12 protein-coding genes, 2 tRNA genes and 1 rRNA gene are annotated in these 15,707 nt (G+C 59.8%); all 15 read right to left on the reverse strand.

The genetic code is table 11. From position 1 onward, the window contains the following. Positions 1–157: 157 nt before the first annotated feature. Positions 158–233, reverse strand: a tRNA-Ala gene (locus MJ205_RS10525). Positions 234–391: 158 nt separating this feature from the next. Beyond that, positions 392–468 (reverse strand) — tRNA-Ile (locus MJ205_RS10530). A gap of 171 nt (positions 469–639) precedes the next feature. Next, positions 640–2,168 (reverse strand): 16S ribosomal RNA (locus MJ205_RS10535). Positions 2,169–2,596: 428 nt separating this feature from the next. Then, positions 2,597–3,121, reverse strand: coding sequence for a phosphoribosyltransferase (locus MJ205_RS10540; protein ID WP_239812392.1), 525 nt, complete (start codon positions 3,119–3,121; stop codon positions 2,597–2,599). Positions 3,122–3,153: 32 nt separating this feature from the next. Further along, positions 3,154–4,527 carry an adenylosuccinate synthase gene (locus MJ205_RS10545; RefSeq protein WP_239812393.1) on the reverse strand — a complete coding sequence of 458 codons (1,374 nt, stop codon included), beginning with the start codon at positions 4,525–4,527 and terminating at the stop codon, positions 3,154–3,156. 29 nt (positions 4,528–4,556) lie between these two features. Then, complete coding sequence (locus tag MJ205_RS10550) at positions 4,557–5,705, reverse strand: ATP phosphoribosyltransferase regulatory subunit (protein ID WP_239812394.1); 1,149 nt, start codon at positions 5,703–5,705, stop codon at positions 4,557–4,559. Positions 5,706–5,894: 189 nt separating this feature from the next. Continuing rightward, positions 5,895–6,779, reverse strand: coding sequence for a protease modulator HflC (hflC, locus tag MJ205_RS10555; RefSeq protein WP_230776001.1), 885 nt, complete (start codon positions 6,777–6,779; stop codon positions 5,895–5,897). Between the two features lie 9 nt (positions 6,780–6,788). Then, entirely contained in the window at positions 6,789–8,153 is a 1,365-nt protein-coding gene (gene hflK, locus MJ205_RS10560; RefSeq protein ID WP_239812395.1) for an FtsH protease activity modulator HflK, read from the reverse strand. Between the two features lie 57 nt (positions 8,154–8,210). Further along, a complete protein-coding gene (hflX, locus tag MJ205_RS10565) occupies positions 8,211–9,368 on the reverse strand; it encodes a GTPase HflX (RefSeq protein WP_239812718.1) in 1,158 nt (385 codons plus the stop codon). A gap of 97 nt (positions 9,369–9,465) precedes the next feature. Continuing rightward, entirely contained in the window at positions 9,466–9,717 is a 252-nt protein-coding gene (hfq, locus tag MJ205_RS10570) for an RNA chaperone Hfq (protein ID WP_021027521.1), read from the reverse strand. A 128-nt stretch (positions 9,718–9,845) separates the two neighbouring features. Further along, positions 9,846–11,186 (reverse strand): ribosome biogenesis GTPase Der, encoded by a 1,341-nt coding sequence (gene der, locus MJ205_RS10575; RefSeq protein ID WP_239812396.1) that lies wholly within the window; start codon positions 11,184–11,186, stop codon positions 9,846–9,848. A 21-nt stretch (positions 11,187–11,207) separates the two neighbouring features. Next, entirely contained in the window at positions 11,208–12,359 is a 1,152-nt protein-coding gene (gene bamB, locus MJ205_RS10580; RefSeq protein WP_239812397.1) for an outer membrane protein assembly factor BamB, read from the reverse strand. A gap of 22 nt (positions 12,360–12,381) precedes the next feature. Continuing rightward, on the reverse strand, positions 12,382–13,026 hold the full coding sequence (locus MJ205_RS10585; protein WP_239812398.1) for a YfgM family protein: 645 nt from the start codon (positions 13,024–13,026) through the stop codon (positions 12,382–12,384). A 50-nt stretch (positions 13,027–13,076) separates the two neighbouring features. Then, positions 13,077–14,381 (reverse strand): histidine--tRNA ligase, encoded by a 1,305-nt coding sequence (gene hisS, locus MJ205_RS10590; protein WP_239812399.1) that lies wholly within the window; start codon positions 14,379–14,381, stop codon positions 13,077–13,079. Positions 14,382–14,442: 61 nt separating this feature from the next. Beyond that, positions 14,443–15,687 (reverse strand): flavodoxin-dependent (E)-4-hydroxy-3-methylbut-2-enyl-diphosphate synthase, encoded by a 1,245-nt coding sequence (gene ispG / locus MJ205_RS10595; protein ID WP_239812719.1) that lies wholly within the window; start codon positions 15,685–15,687, stop codon positions 14,443–14,445. Between the last annotated feature and the right edge of the window lie 20 nt (positions 15,688–15,707).

Here is a 15,707-nt window from a genome sequence, read left to right on the forward strand (position 1 = left end):
AGTTTCCACCAGCAACGCTGATTTTCGACTCTATGAATTTTTAAAGAACAGCCGTGTTGTGCGATCTATATCGCTCAACAACAAAACAGTCTGTCGCCAAACTGCTTTGGTGTTGATGACCATTAAGGTCAATCTTGATAAGTTTTTATCGTGGTATTGGTGGAGGATGACGGGATCGAACCGACGACCCCCTGCTTGCAAAGCAGGTGCTCTCCCAGCTGAGCTAATCCCCCTGATTGCCTATAGCCGGCGCATTGCTTCGTTGCCTGCTGCTCACACACGCTAGTGTGCTTCGCATCAGACGCCTCGCACTGCTTGGCTCTAGTCAATCAGCATTTAGCCAATCAACCAAAGCGGCATAAGCTCAACCTCTAAATCCGTTGGAAGTATTTGGTGGGTCTAGTTGGGCTCGAACCAACGACCCCTGCGTTATCAACACAGTGCTCTAACCAGCTGAGCTACAGACCCATTCCATGCAACTGGCTCTTTTTAGTGAGCTAGCTGCTTGGCTTGTGTTCCAACAACCGATAAGTGTGGGCGTTCAATCTTGATTGCTTTTTTGGCTCCTGCCGTGCCGATGGCACTTAACTTTGTTTGCACAAAGTTAGCATCCACCGAAACAGCGAAGCTGTTTTCCAGAAAGGAGGTGATCCAGCCGCACCTTCCGATACGGCTACCTTGTTACGACTTCACCCCAGTCACGAACCCCGCCGTGGTAAGCGCCCTCCTTACGGTTAGGCTACCTACTTCTGGCGAGACCCGCTCCCATGGTGTGACGGGCGGTGTGTACAAGACCCGGGAACGTATTCACCGTGACATTCTGATCCACGATTACTAGCGATTCCGACTTCACGCAGTCGAGTTGCAGACTGCGATCCGGACTACGACTGGCTTTATGGGATTAGCTCCCCCTCGCGGGTTGGCAACCCTTTGTACCAGCCATTGTATGACGTGTGTAGCCCCACCTATAAGGGCCATGAGGACTTGACGTCATCCCCACCTTCCTCCGGTTTGTCACCGGCAGTCCCATTAGAGTGCCCTTTCGTAGCAACTAATGGCAAGGGTTGCGCTCGTTGCGGGACTTAACCCAACATCTCACGACACGAGCTGACGACAGCCATGCAGCACCTGTGTTACGGTTCTCTTTCGAGCACATGTCCATCTCTGGTCACTTCCGTACATGTCAAAGGTGGGTAAGGTTTTTCGCGTTGCATCGAATTAAACCACATCATCCACCGCTTGTGCGGGTCCCCGTCAATTCCTTTGAGTTTCAACCTTGCGGCCGTACTCCCCAGGCGGTCAACTTCACGCGTTAGCTTCGTTACTGAGAAAGTTAATTCCCAACAACCAGTTGACATCGTTTAGGGCGTGGACTACCAGGGTATCTAATCCTGTTTGCTCCCCACGCTTTCGTGCATGAGCGTCAGTGCAGGCCCAGGGGATTGCCTTCGCCATCGGTGTTCCTCCGCATATCTACGCATTTCACTGCTACACGCGGAATTCCATCCCCCTCTGCCGCACTCTAGCCATGCAGTCACAAAGGCCGTTCCCAGGTTGAGCCCGGGGATTTCACCTCTGTCTTACATAACCGCCTGCGCACGCTTTACGCCCAGTAATTCCGATTAACGCTCGCACCCTACGTATTACCGCGGCTGCTGGCACGTAGTTAGCCGGTGCTTATTCTTACGGTACCGTCATCAACCCTCTTTATTAGAAAAGGTCTTTTCGTTCCGTACAAAAGCAGTTTACAACCCGAGGGCCTTCATCCTGCACGCGGCATTGCTGGATCAGGCTTTCGCCCATTGTCCAAAATTCCCCACTGCTGCCTCCCGTAGGAGTCTGGGCCGTGTCTCAGTCCCAGTGTGGCTGGTCGTCCTCTCAGACCAGCTACAGATCGTCGGCTTGGTAAGCTTTTATCCCACCAACTACCTAATCTGCCATCAGCCGCTCTAGTAGCGCAAGGCCCGAAGGTCCCCTGCTTTCATCCTTAGATCTCATGCGGTATTAGCTACTCTTTCGAGTAGTTATCCCCCACTACTAGGCACGTTCCGATGTGTTACTCACCCGTTCGCCACTCGTCAGCGTCCGAAGACCTGTTACCGTTCGACTTGCATGTGTAAAGCATGCCGCCAGCGTTCAATCTGAGCCAGGATCAAACTCTATAGTTCGATCTTGAATTTAAAGTCTCTCGACTACTCACTCACTTGACGGAATCAAGAAGATTAAAAATCTTCCTCATTACTGTTTAAAGTGAGCGCTTGTTTTGCTCCGAAGAACATATGGCAATCGCCACCAAACGCCCACGCTTATCGGCTGTTAATTTTTAAAGACCTGACCCAAGAGCCTTGACCCTCAGATTCCCCTCGCCGCGATCAGCGAAGCCTTGTATTGTAGCACAGTTTTTTGAACTGTTTGACAAAGTTTTCAGCGTCTCCGCCAGCCCCTTGTCAGCACCTCAAAAAAACAAACCTTGCGAACCGCCCTCTTTCGAGTCTGGCAGCTTTGCAAGGCATCATGCTGTCGATAGACGCTATTGTATAGGCGTTTTCCGACAGCACTTCACGAAATTGCAATTTTTTTCAACTGCAGAGGCGGCTCAGACCTTCCACTTCTCCAGCAGCTTCTCCGGGCGCAACGTGTCGTAGCCTTCGAATGGCTGGTGGATCCAGGGGTTGGTTGCCAGGAAATCCACCGAGTAATCCGGGGTGAAGGTGGAGACACCCTTGGTCCAGATCACCGCACTGCGCAGCTCGGTGATGGGCGCGTAGTTGTTCTTGAGCATGTTGATCACGGCCTTGAGCGTGTGGCCCGAGTCCGCCAGGTCATCCACCAGCAACACGCGCCCTGCAATCTCGCCCTTGGGCGTGGTGATGAAGCGCGCTATGTCCAGATGGCCCTGCTGCGTGCCGGCCTCGGCGCGGTAGGAACTGGTCGACATGATGGCCAGGGGCTTGTCAAAAATACGGCTCAGGATGTCGCCAGGACGCATGCCTCCACGCGCCAGGCACAGGATGGTATCGAATTCCCAGCCGGATTGGTGAATCTTGATGGCCAGTTTTTCAATCAGGCCATGGTATTCGTCGTAGCTGACATACAGGTGCTTGCCGTCTTCAGTAAGCATGGGTTTCCTCAATCAAAAGTAGCAACCAGGGCTCAGGCCTGGTAGGGGTTGTGCATCAGGATCGTGTGGTCGCGATCTGGGCTGGTCGAGACAACGGCGATCGGCACGCCGGTGACTTCGGCAATGCGGTCCAGATAACGGCGCGCATTGACAGGCAGCTTGTCGTATTCGGTGACGCCCACGGTCGTGTCGGTCCAGCCGGGGATGGCTTCATAGATGGGTTTGCAACGCTCGATGTCGTCTGCACCCAGTGGCAGCAGGTCGATGCGTTCGCCGTCGAGCTCATAGCCCACGCACAGTTGCAGCTCTTCGATGCCATCAAGCACATCCAGCTTGGTGATGCACAGACCGGACAGGCCGTTGATTTGGGCGGAGCGCTTGAGCAACGCTGCATCAAACCAGCCGCAGCGGCGATAGCGACCGGTGGTGACGCCCTTCTCCGCGCCCACGGTGCTCATCACCCAGCCTGGCGTACCTTCCTTTTGCCATTCCAGCTCAGTCGGGAAGGGACCGCCGCCGACACGGGTGCAGTACGCCTTGGTGATGCCCAGCACATAGTGCAGCAGGCCCGGGCCGACGCCCGCACCGGCGGCGGCATTGCCAGCCACGCAGTTGGACGAGGTCACATAGGGGTAGGTGCCATGGTCCACATCCAGCAGGGAGCCTTGCGCGCCCTCGAACAGCAGGTTGCTGCCTTCGGCGTGCAGTTGGTTCAGCTCGGACGACACATCGGCAATCATCGGCTTGATCAGCTCGGCGTGTTGCATCGCTTCGTTGTAGACGGCATCGAACTGGATCTCGCCATTCTTCATGTACGGAGCCAGTTGCGGACCGAAGTCAAACTTCTGCGAACCCAGCACGCTCACCAGAATATGGTTGTGCAGATTCAGCAGTTCGCGCAGCTTGGTGGCAAAACGCTCTGGGTGCTTGAGGTCCTGCACACGCAGTGCACGGCGGGCAATCTTGTCTTCGTAGGCGGGGCCAATGCCCTTGCCGGTAGTGCCAATCTTTTGCACACCGCCTTGTTCACGGGCTGCCTCACGGGCCACATCCAGCGCTTGGTGGAAAGGCAGGATCAGCGGGCAGGCTTCGGACACACGCAGACGATCACGGACCTGAACGCCGGCCTTCTCCAGGCCTTCGATTTCTTCAAATAGCTTGCCCACCGACAACACCACACCGTTGCCAATGAAGCACTTGACGCCGGGGCGCATGATGCCGCTGGGGATCAGATGCAGTGCCGTCTTCACGCCATTGATGACGAGGGTGTGGCCCGCATTGTGGCCGCCCTGGAAGCGCACCACACCTTGTGCGCTCTCCGTCAGCCAATCGACCAACTTACCCTTGCCTTCGTCACCCCATTGAGTGCCAACCACAACAACGTTGCGACCTTTGGAGATAGCCATGTCTTTTCCCATCCAAGAACAAAATACGGTTAAATGCTGCGCACGATCCACTGGCCATCCACTTCGGCCAGTTCGCGGTCGCAATTGAATTCGTCGACTTCATCGTCATGCCCCGGCAACGCGCAGACCACGGTTTCGCCGGTCTGGCGCAGGCGGGCGATGACCTCACGCATGTCGTGGCGGTCCACCCAGGGCGCACGGATTGCGGCCTTCAGCGGACGCGGCTCGACCACCGGCACCAGCTGCTTGATATCGAGACTGAAACCGACAGCGGGACGGCTACGGCCAAAAGCAGCGCCCACTTCGTCATAGCGGCCACCACGCACCAGCGCGTCGGTCACCCCTTGCGCATAGATCGCAAAGCGCATGCCGCTGTAGTACGAGTAGCCACGCAGATCAGCCAGGTCAAACGTGACGGCCGGGCTGTCGATGCGGCTGGCCAACTGGCGCAGGTCGGCCAGAATGGGTGCTACACCCGGGATGGCCGCCAGCGCCTTTTCAGCCTCGGCCAGCACCTCCACATCGCCGTACAGGTGGAGCAAGGCGCGCAAACCGTCACGCTGTGCCTGCGGGAAATCGCGGGTCAGCGAGGCAAGCTCGGACGCATCCTTGACCGCGAGCGCCGCATGCACGCGGCGCAGGGTCGGCAGATCCACCAACAGGCCGGCGAGCAGACGCTGAACAATGCGCACATCGGCCAGATCCACGGAGAAGTCATGCAGCTGGGCGACGCGCAGCGACTGGGTCGCCAGCGCAATCACCTCGACATCCGCCTCCACCCCTGCATGGCCGTAGATTTCGGCACCGAACTGCAAAGGCTCGCGGGTGGCATGGGGGCGGTCGGGCTTGGCATGCAGCACCGGCCCGCAGTAGCACAGACGCGTAACACCCTTGCGGTTGAGCAAATGGGCATCGATGCGCGCGACTTGTTGGGTGGTGTCAGGGCGAATGCCCAGGGTGCGGCCCGATAGCTGGTCCACGAGCTTGAACGTCAGCAGATCCAGCGCTTCGCCGGATCCGGATAACAGAGAGTCCAGATGCTCCAGCAGCGGAGGCATCACCAGTTCGTAGCCGTAAGCACAAGCCGTGTCGAGCAGGCCACGCCGAAGCTCTTCGATGTGTCGCGCTTCAGAAGGCAGCACATCGGCAATGTGATCCGGAAGGATCCAAGCAGACATGGGGAATTGGGAGGGCTGTTAAAAACGTGATTCTACAGGGATGACAGCAGGCGATCCGCATTTCCTGCTCTCGGCACTGCGCCTTTGCGGCCATTACCCGGCTGAGCTCCTCGGGGTGCTATAAGAAACCCCAATGAAAAAAGCCACTTTGCGAATGCAAAGTGGCTTGATGAAGGCGCTATGCCGTGCTTACTTGGAGCCTGACGAGCGATAGCCCTTGAAGAAGTCCGAAGACGATGGATCGACCACGATCACGTCCGACTTCTTGTTGAAGCTGGACTTGTAGGCCTCCAGGCTGCGGTAGAACTGCGCGAACTGCGGGTCTTTGCCAAACGCGTCGGCATAGACCTTGGCCGCTTCGGCATCGCCCTCGCCCTTCAGGGCCTGGGCATCCCGGTAGGCATTGGCCACGGTCACTTCGCGCTGGCGATCGGCATCGGCGCGGATCTTTTCACCCACGGCGCCACCGGTAGAGCGCAGCTCATTGGCCACGCGCTTGCGCTCGGCTTCCATACGGCTGTAGACCGATTCGGTAATGGCCTCCACATAGTCGACACGCGTGATACGCACGTCGACAATGTCGATACCCCAGGGCTTGCTGCCCTTGACGGCTTCGAGCACTTCACGCTTGACGTCAGCCATCGTCTGCTCGCGCTTGCCCGAGATCATGTCCTGCACGGTACGGCGGTTGACTTCCTCCTGGAAAGCATTGCGCACCACACGGTTGAGCTGGATCGCGCCCTGGCCTTCGGTCGTACCCACATTGCGGATATAGGCCGATGGGTCGGTGATGCGCCAGCGCACATACCAGTCGATCACCACACGCTGCTTTTCAGCAGTCAGCATCGATTCGGTGTCCGTACTGTCCAAGGTCAGCAGGCGCTTGTCCAGGTAGGTCACGTTCTGCAGCGGCGGCGGCAGCTTGAAGTTCAAGCCCGGCTCCGTGATGACTTCCTTGATCTGGCCGAGTGCATACTTGATGCCGAACTGCCGCTGATCGACCACAAACACGGTGGAGCTGAGCAACGCCAGCACCACCAGGACGGTTGAAGCTAAAAATCCCATTCGATTCACAAATCACTCCTAGCGCGACTCGCGGTCACGGGTACGGCTGGTATCACGGGCACGGGCATCGGGCACCGATGGTGCGGGCGCAGGTGCGCTGGTCGTGGACGCGTTCGAGCTGGCAGCAGCATCACCTGCAGCAGCCCCGCCCTGGGTCTGTTGCATGATCTTGTCCAGCGGCAGGTACAGCAGGTTGGAGCCTTGCTTGGAATCGACCACCACCTTGGTCACATTGCTGTAGACCTGTTGCATGGTCTCCAGGTACAGACGGTCACGCGTGACCACCGGCGCCTTCTGGTACTCGGCATAGATCGACGAGAAACGCTGGGCATCACCCTGCGCCTGTGCCACGATCCGCGCCTTGTACGCCGCAGCCTCTTCCATCAGACGCGAAGCCGTACCGGTGGCACGGGGCACCACATCGTTGGCATAGGCTTCGGCCTGGTTCTTGGTGCGCTCACGCTCCTGACCGGCCTTAAGCACATCATCGAATGCCGCCTGCACCTGCTCCGGCGGACGCACGCCGCCTTGCTGCAGATTGACGCCGACGACTTCGACACCGATCTTGTAGCGATCCAGAATCACCTGCATCAGCTCGCGCACACGGGGCGCAATCTGGTCGCGCTCTTCCGCTAGTGCGGCGTCCATCTTCATCTTGCCGACCACCTCACGCACAGCGGTTTCAGCCACCTGGATGACGGTGTCTGCAGGCGCCTTGCTCTCGAACAGCCAGGCTCGGGCGTCGCTCAGGCGGTATTGCACGGCAAACTTGATCTCGACGATGTTCTCGTCTTCGGTCAGCATCGCCGATTCGCGCAGGCCGGTGGTCTTGATGATGCTGTCGCGGCCCACATCGGCAGAGCGGATCTGCGAGACATAGACCAGCTCATGGCGCTGAACCGGGTACGGCAGGCGCCAGTTGATACCGGCATTGACGGTCTTGTGGTACTTGCCGAACTGCGTGATGACAGCCTGCTGGCCTTCCTGCACGATGAAAAAGCCGGTGCCCAGCCAGATCAGCGCAGCGACACCCACGATCAAGCCCAGGCCGACACCGGCGCCCTTGAACTCCGGCGGCTGGCTGGCATTGCCTCGACCCGAGCCACCGCCTTTGCCACCGCCGAACAGACCACCGAGCTTCTTGTTCAGGTCCTGCCACAGCTCGTCCAGATCCGGCGCACCATTGGTGCTGGGTCGCTGGGCGTTGGGCCGGTTGTTTTGCTCGGGTGGGTTGTAGGGCGGACGGGAAGGCTCTTGACCTGCATTGCTGCTGTCGTCCTTGCCATCATCACCCCGCCCCCAGCGAGGATCGTTCAGGTTGAACATTCCGCGCAGGCCTTGCGGCAGCAAGGCCAGGCGCGGAAAACGTGAATGAAGTTTCATTAGCGATGTCTCTATGAATCAGCGTTACAAGCGCATGCAAGCAACCATTGTGGCACCCTAAGGAGCATTTCCCAGCAATTCGTCATCGGCATCTGGGGCTATCTCCCAGTTGCCGGCTGCATCAAGCGATGCCTGCCGCGCCAGCAAAGCCTGGGCCAGGTGCTCACGCACGGCCTCCAGCCCCTGCCCCTTGGCGGCACTGACAAAGAATCGTGGAACCTGCACCCCATCGAGCTCATAGCTGTCTGCAAGCGCTGGTGGCCGCCGGTCTGGCTCAATGGCATCCAGTTTATTGAATACCAGAACCTGCGGCACGTTTTCTGCCCCAATTTCCCGAAGAACCTTTTGGACTTGTTGTATTTGTTCCGGGTGGGCAGGGTTGGAGGCATCGACCACATGCAGCAGCAGATCTGCATCTACCGCCTCTTGCAGCGTTGCCTCGAAAGCATTGACCAGCCCGTGGGGCAGGTCCCGAATGAAACCGACCGTGTCGGAGATGGAGATGGAGCGCTGTGCCGACTCCAGGTACATCTGCCGCGTCGTCGTATCCAAGGTCGCAAACAACTGGTCAGCGGCATAGGCGCGTGCCTTGACCACGGCATTGAAGAAGGTCGATTTACCCGCATTGGTATAGCCGACCAGCGACACATTGAAGGTGTCATTGCGCTGCCGCTGGCGGCGCTGGGTACTGCGCTGCTTCTTGACCTTGACGAGCCGGTCCTTCGTCCGCTTGATCGCATCGTTGATCATGCGGCGGTCCAGCTCGATCTGCGTCTCACCCGGGCCGCCGCGCGTGCCAATGCCACCGCGCTGCCGCTCCAAGTGCGACCAGCGGCGCACCAGGCGGGTGCTGAGGTACTGCAGCTTGGCCAGCTCGACCTGGAGCTTGCCCTCATGGCTGCGCGCGCGCTGGGCAAAGATCTCCAGGATCAGCAAGGTACGGTCATTGACCGGCATCTGCAAATGGCGCTCCAGATTGCGCTGCTGGGCCGGGCTGAGCGCCTGGTCGAACAGAATCTCGGTCGCGCCATAGGTCTGCGCCACCATGCGGATCTCATCGGCTTTGCCACTGCCCACAAACAGTGCGGCATCGGGCACTTTGCGCTTGCACACCAGGCGCGCCACCGGGTTCAAGCCGGCCGTTTGCGCCAGCAGACCCAGCTCTTCGAGCTCGGAATCGAAGTGCGGAAAACCAAAATCCACCCCGACCAGCATGACCGGGGTGGATTTATTGTCGTTGGAATTTTGTTGATTACTCAATGATGTAGAGCTTTCACCCGCGATTGGCGCGAGTGTGTTGCTATCAAAAGCGTTAGGCTGCAGCTTCGTTGTCTTGCGAGTCAGGTGCCGAGAAATTCACAGCACGACCGGGGACAATGGTCGAGATCGCATGCTTGTACACCATCTGGGTAACGGTGTTGCGCAGCAGCACAACGTACTGGTCAAAGGATTCGATCTGGCCTTGGAGCTTGATGCCGTTGACCAAGTAAATGGACACAGGCACATGCTCGCGGCGCAGAGCGTTGAGGAAGGGGTCTTGCAGAAGTTGGCCTTTGTTGCTCACGATATTCTCCGTGTTCGGACAGTGTTGTTGTAAAACGCCACCTTACCACAGTGGCAACCTAACTGAACGATAAATGGTTGTTTCATGTGATGGGTCTGTGGATCAGACCTCATCTCACTTGTACGCTATCAATCTTTGTCAGCGTAAGGGTTATGTGAGGTCTTGAATTCAATCCGCAAGGGGGTACCGATCAAATTAAATTCCTTGCGGAAACGCCCTTCCAGGAAGCGCTTGTAGGCATCGGTGATGTGTTCGAGCGAGTTGCCGTGGATCACGATCACCGGCGGGTTCATGCCCCCTTGGTGTGCGTAGCGCAGCTTGGGGCGGTATGGCCCGATCTTCTTGGGCGTCTGGTACTGCACCGACTCCAGCAGCACACGCGTGAGCACCGGCGTGGGCATCTTGCAGAGGGCCGACTTGTGCGCCTGGGTCATCGAGGTCCACAACGGGCCCAGACCCTGGCGCTTCTTGGCCGAGATGAAATGCAGCGGGGCAAACTTGAGGAAGGACAGGCGCAGCTCGATCGAGCGCTCCAGCATCTGGCGGCCATAGTCGTCGAGCGCATCCCATTTGTTGACGGCCAGCACCACGGCGCGGCCGCTTTCCAGAATGTAGCCGGCGATGTGGGCATCCTGGTCGGTCACGCCTTGGGTGGCATCGAGCAGCAGCAACACGACGTTGGCGCCTTCAATGGCCTGCAAGGTCTTGACCACCGAGAACTTCTCGATCGCCTCGAACACGCGGCCCTTGCGGCGCAAGCCAGCGGTGTCGATCAGCTGGAACTTCTGGCCATTCTTCTCGAACGGCACCGCGATCGCATCCCGCGTGGTTCCAGCCATGTCGAAGGCCACCAGACGCTCTTCGCCCAGCCAGGTGTTGATCAATGTGGACTTGCCCACATTGGGGCGCCCGGCCACGGCCAGCTTGATGACCTGTTCGTCTTCTTCGGCTTCGGCATCCTCGTCCTGGTTGAGCCAGGGCAACTGCTCGAGCGCCATGTCGATCATCGTCCGGATGCCTTGGCCATGCGCAGCCGAGACCGGAAACACCTCGCCCAGACCCAGCTCGTAGAACTCGGCCAGCTGGCCGCCATCCTTCATGCCTTCGGCCTTGTTGCCCACCAGCATGGCGGGCTTGCCCAGGCGGCGCAGGTAGCCGGCAATTTCATGGTCCTGGGCCGAGAGGCCCAGACGTACATCGACGACGAACAGCACCACATCCGCCTCGGCCACGGCCTGGCGGGTCTGCTTGGCCATTTCCTTGAAAATGCCACTGGTCGCATCGGGCTCGAAACCACCGGTATCGATCACGATGTATTCGTGCTTGCCCTGACGGCCTTGGCCGTAGTGGCGGTCACGCGTCAAACCGGCAAAGTCGGCAACAATGGCGTCGCGCGACTTTGTCATCCGGTTGAACAAGGTGGATTTGCCCACATTGGGGCGCCCCACCAAAGCAATAACTGGCTTCATTCCTGACTACTTTTTCTTTTCTTACTCGGGCCGAAAGCCATACACCGCGCCATCATTCGTCTGCACCACCATGGTGTTGCCCGCCACGACCGGCGCCACGGAAATACCAGAGCTGTTGGTCGAGAAGCGGTTCAGTGGCGAGCCGTCTTTCTTGGACAGCATATGCACCGTACCCGAACTATCACCAAAAATCACAGAGCGGCCCAATACCAGCGGCTGGCTCAGCTTGCGGTAGCGCAGGCGATTGCTCGTCCACACCACGCTGCCGCCATCGTGCGCCCAGGCCGTGATCACGCCATTGCCATCGGCACCAGCCACCACATCGGCATCACCGGAGATGCCATTGATACCGTCGGCACGCACGGTCCAGCGCAGCTGCGCCGTGGATGCGTCAATACAGCCCACCGCCATCTGGTAGGCACGGGTGCACAGCACCGAGCCCTGGCGCGCAACGCCGCCCACCAGCTCCACCAGACGCTCGACGTCATTGGTGCCACGGGGGCTGGCGATCGGCACTTCCCAGCGCAATGCACCGCTGTTGGGGTCGATACCGACAAAACGGCCCGACACGCCAGCGACCAGCGTGTCCTGGTAGGCGGTCAGCACCCCGCTTTGGCGCAGCACCAGCGCTTCCGTGGTCTTGGCCTGGCTCCACAGCGCCTGGCCGGAGGCCGCATCAAAGGCCTGCACCGAGCGGTCCGCGCTTTGCACAAAGATGCGCTCGCCCGCCACCAGCGGCGCGGTATAGACACGCGCTGTCAGGCGCTTGCGCCACATTTCCTTGCCCTGGCTCAGCGCGACGAGGTTGCCGTCTTCGGTCACCACCGCAGCCCATTTGCCATCGCTGCCTACGCCGGCCGAGAGCTTCTGGCCCACATTGACGCGCCACAGATCAGCACCCGTGTCCGCATTGACGGCGGCCACCTGGCCATCGGCAGAGGCCAAGGTCACCACATTGCCGCTGACATTCATCACCAGGGTGGGATTGCTCTTGCCCATACGCTGCGTCCACACCTGCTGCACCGACAGCAGTGCGACATTGGGCTCAAGCTCGGCAGGCTTGCGCTTGTCCGACGAGAACAAAGAGCAGCCCGCAATGGCCAGGGCCACTGCCGATACCGTCAAAACCTTGGCTGCAGCAGCCGCTGCAGCATATGCCTGTTGTTGTTTCATGCGCACTGCCTTCTGCCATCCATCACTTCAGATCTTCGCCCAGCGCATTGAGCTTGACGGAGATCACGTTGCGGTATTCCACGCCCGGTTCGGTCTTTTGCAAAGCCGCCTTGTACGACTCAATGGCTTGCGCCTTGTCGCCCTTGGCCAGATAAACATCACCCTTGTGGTCTGCCACCACGGCATCGAACTCGGTCGGCATCTTGGTGCCCAGCACCTTGAGCGCCTCATCGTAGGCCTGGCTGTTGAGCAGCACCGCAGCCAAACGCACGCGGGCAGTGGCCTTGAGGCCCTCATCCGAAGCATTTTCTGCCACCCAGGTGAGCGCGGCCTTGGCATCGTCCATCTGGCCCTTGTCACCCGCAGCCTTGGCCACCAGCAGGCCGGCATGTGCCGCTTGCATGGTGCTGCCATAGTTGCTGCGCAGGTCGCCAAAGGCCTGGTCGATGCGGGTCTTGTCACCGGAGTTGACCGCAGCCTCGACCGCAGACGACAGCGCGCTGGCTTGCGAGGCCTGGCGGTTCTGCCAGTACTGGTAGCCGTTCCAGGCGGCAAAGCCACCCAGCATAATCACCAGCACCGTGGTGATCAAGGTGCCCCACTTGTTCCAGAAGTGCTTGAGCTGGTCTATCTGTTCCTGTTCTTCCAGATCTAAATGCGTAGCCATATTGTTCTAAGGGAGTTGGTTCAAAAAATTGCTTGCAGCCGAGGCTGCACTTATGCGCGCAGTTGCGCTGCCCAGTGGGCCACGGCGTCGATCGCATGTTCGGCCTGGGCCCCCTCGCCATCGCGCAGTTGCTTGACGGTCACCATGCCGCGCTGCATCTCGTCGCTGCCAAAGATCAGTGCGCACGCGGCGCCGCTGGCATCGGCCTTCTTGAACTGCGACTTCATGCTGCCCAGGCTTCCTGCCACGGCCGAGCCATGCATCTGCACCCGCACCCCTGCTTGTCGCAAGGTCTGGATCACACGCATGGCTTGCGGCAGCAATACTGCGTCCGGCAGGATAGCGTAGGCGTCAATAGACGGGCGATCCCACTGGATATTCAGCTCCTTGATCAGCTCCAGAACGCGCTCGATGCCCATGCCCCAGCCCACGGCTGGTGCGGGCTTGCCGCCGATCTGCTCGATCAGGTAGTCATAACGGCCGCCGCCACAGATCGTGCCTTGCGAGCCGAGTTTGTCGGTGATGAACTCGAACACCGTCAGGTTGTAGTAGTCCATGCCGCGCACCAGGCGCGGGTTGACCGACCAGGCCACACCATTGGCGTCCAGAATGTCCTGCACGGCCTTCAAGTGGGCCTTGGAATCCTCACCCAGAAAGTCCAGCAGTTGGGGCGCAGCATTGACCATCGCCTGCATCGCCGGGTTCTTGGTATCGAGCACGCGCAGCGGATTGCTGTACATGCGGCGCTTGCCTTCTTCGTCCATCACATCGGTGTGCTGCTCAAAATAGGCCACCAATGCCTCGCGGTGGGCGCGGCGCTCCTCGGGCTGGCCCAGGCTGTTGAGCTCCAGGCGCACGCCTTCAATGCCCAGGTCCTTCCACAGCTGCGCCGCCAGCAGGATGACTTCGGCATCGAGCTCGGCGCCGCCAAAGCCCATGGCTTCAACGCCGACCTGGTGGAACTGGCGGTAGCGGCCTCGCTGCGGCTTCTCACGGCGGAACATGGCGCCGATGTAGAACAGGCGCTTGCCGCCGTCATAGAGCATGTTGTTCTCGACCACGGCGCGCACCACACCGGCGGTGCCTTCGGGGCGCAGGGTCAGGTGCTCGGCTTGGCCATGCTTGTCAGCCCGGTCTTCGAAGGAATACATTTCCTTCTCGACAATGTCGGTGACCTCGCCCAGACCGCGCACAAACAGCGCCGTGTGTTCTGCCAGCGGCGTGCGGATGTTGCGGTACGCGAAGCGCCCCATCAAGTCGCGCACCTTGCCTTCAAACCATTCCCACATGGCCGAATCGGGCGGCAGGATATCGTTCATGCCTTTGATGGCGGCCAGCTTTTCATTCATGCCCATGGGCTTCAATCTCTCTGTTCAGTATGCTTGCAAACACTTGCCAGGCCAGCAAGTGCAGCTATCAATTATCTACCTTGGCAGCACCGTAGCGGCGTTCCACATAGGCCTGCACGATCTCGTGGAACTCCTGCGCAATCCGGTCACCGCGCAAGGTCATGGCCTTTTCGCCGTCAATGAAGACGGGCGCTGCGGGCGATTCGCCATTGCCCGGCAGGCTGATGCCGATATCGGCATGCTTGCTTTCACCAGGGCCATTGACGATGCAGCCCATCACGGCCACCTTCATCTTCTCGACGCCGGGGTACTTCACACGCCATACCGGCATTTGCGAGCGCAGGTGCTGGTCGATGTCGCGCGCCAGCTCCTGGAAGGTGGTGCTGGTGGTGCGGCCACAGCCCGGACAGGCGGTGACGCTGGGCACAAAGCTGCGCATGCCCATCGCTTGCAGAATCTCGCTGGCGACCACCACCTCCTGCGTGCGGGCCTCGCCCGGCTGCGGGGTCAGCGACACGCGAATGGTGTCGCCAATGCCATCTTGCAGCAGGATCGACAGCGCAGCGGCTGAGGCCACCGTGCCCTTGGTACCCATGCCCGCCTCGGTCAAACCCAGGTGCAGGGCATAGTCGCAGCGGGCGGACAGGCCGCGGTAGACCGCCACCAGATCCTGCACGCCACTGACCTTGCAGGACAGAATGATCTGGTCGCCGTTCAGCCCCATTTCCTCGGCACGCTGCGCTGAGGAAATGGCCGAGGTGATCAGCGCCTCATACATCACCTGGCGCCCATCCCAGGGTACGGCGCGGCGGTTGTTCTCGTCCATCAGCTCGGCCAGCAGCTCCTGGTCCAGGCTGCCCCAGTTCACGCCAATGCGCACGGCCTTGTCGTACTGCATGGCCGCCTCGATCATCTGGCCGAACTGCTTGTCCTTCTTGTCGCCCTTGCCTACATTGCCGGGGTTGATCCGGTACTTGGACAGCGCCTTGGCGCAGTCAGGAAACTCGGTCAGCAGGCGGTGGCCGTTGTAGTGGAAGTCGCCCACCAGCGGCACGTTCTCACCCATGCGGTCGAGCTGCTCGCGCACATAGGGCACCGCAGCTGCGGCCTCTGGCGTGTTGACGGTGATGCGCACCATCTCCGAGCCCGCCTGCGCCAGCTCCTTGACCTGGATGGCCGTCTCGATCACATCCACGGTGTCGGTATTCGTCATCGACTGTATGCGCACGGGCGCATCGCCCCCCACCGTCACCACACGGTCACCCCAGACCACACGGGCCTGGCGACTTTTGCGGGCGGCCGGCGCCACCATGGGCACGGGCAACAGGATGT

Origin of the sequence: Comamonas sp. B21-038 (genome assembly GCF_022387135.1) — a bacterium.
Classification (GTDB): Bacteria; Pseudomonadota; Gammaproteobacteria; order Burkholderiales; family Burkholderiaceae_C; genus Comamonas; species Comamonas sediminis.

Bases quoted from the DNA above. Each gene is read 5' to 3' on its own strand.
- MJ205_RS10540 (WP_239812392.1), bottom strand. From the start codon at position 3,121: ATGCTTACTGAAGACGGCAAGCACCTGTATGTCAGCTACGACGAATAC.
- MJ205_RS10545 (WP_239812393.1), bottom strand. From the start codon at position 4,527: ATGGCTATCTCCAAAGGTCGCAACGTTGTTGTGGTTGGCACTCAATGG.
- MJ205_RS10550 (WP_239812394.1), bottom strand. From the start codon at position 5,705: ATGTCTGCTTGGATCCTTCCGGATCACATTGCCGATGTGCTGCCTTCT.
- hflK (WP_239812395.1), bottom strand. From the start codon at position 8,153: ATGAAACTTCATTCACGTTTTCCGCGCCTGGCCTTGCTGCCGCAAGGC.
- hflX (WP_239812718.1), bottom strand. From the start codon at position 9,368: ATGCTGGTCGGGGTGGATTTTGGTTTTCCGCACTTCGATTCCGAGCTC.
- der (WP_239812396.1), bottom strand. From the start codon at position 11,186: ATGAAGCCAGTTATTGCTTTGGTGGGGCGCCCCAATGTGGGCAAATCC.
- bamB (WP_239812397.1), bottom strand. From the start codon at position 12,359: ATGAAACAACAACAGGCATATGCTGCAGCGGCTGCTGCAGCCAAGGTT.
- MJ205_RS10585 (WP_239812398.1), bottom strand. From the start codon at position 13,026: ATGGCTACGCATTTAGATCTGGAAGAACAGGAACAGATAGACCAGCTC.
- hisS (WP_239812399.1), bottom strand. From the start codon at position 14,381: ATGGGCATGAATGAAAAGCTGGCCGCCATCAAAGGCATGAACGATATC.
- ispG (WP_239812719.1), bottom strand. From the start codon at position 15,687: ATGGTGGCGCCGGCCGCCCGCAAAAGTCGCCAGGCCCGTGTGGTCTGG.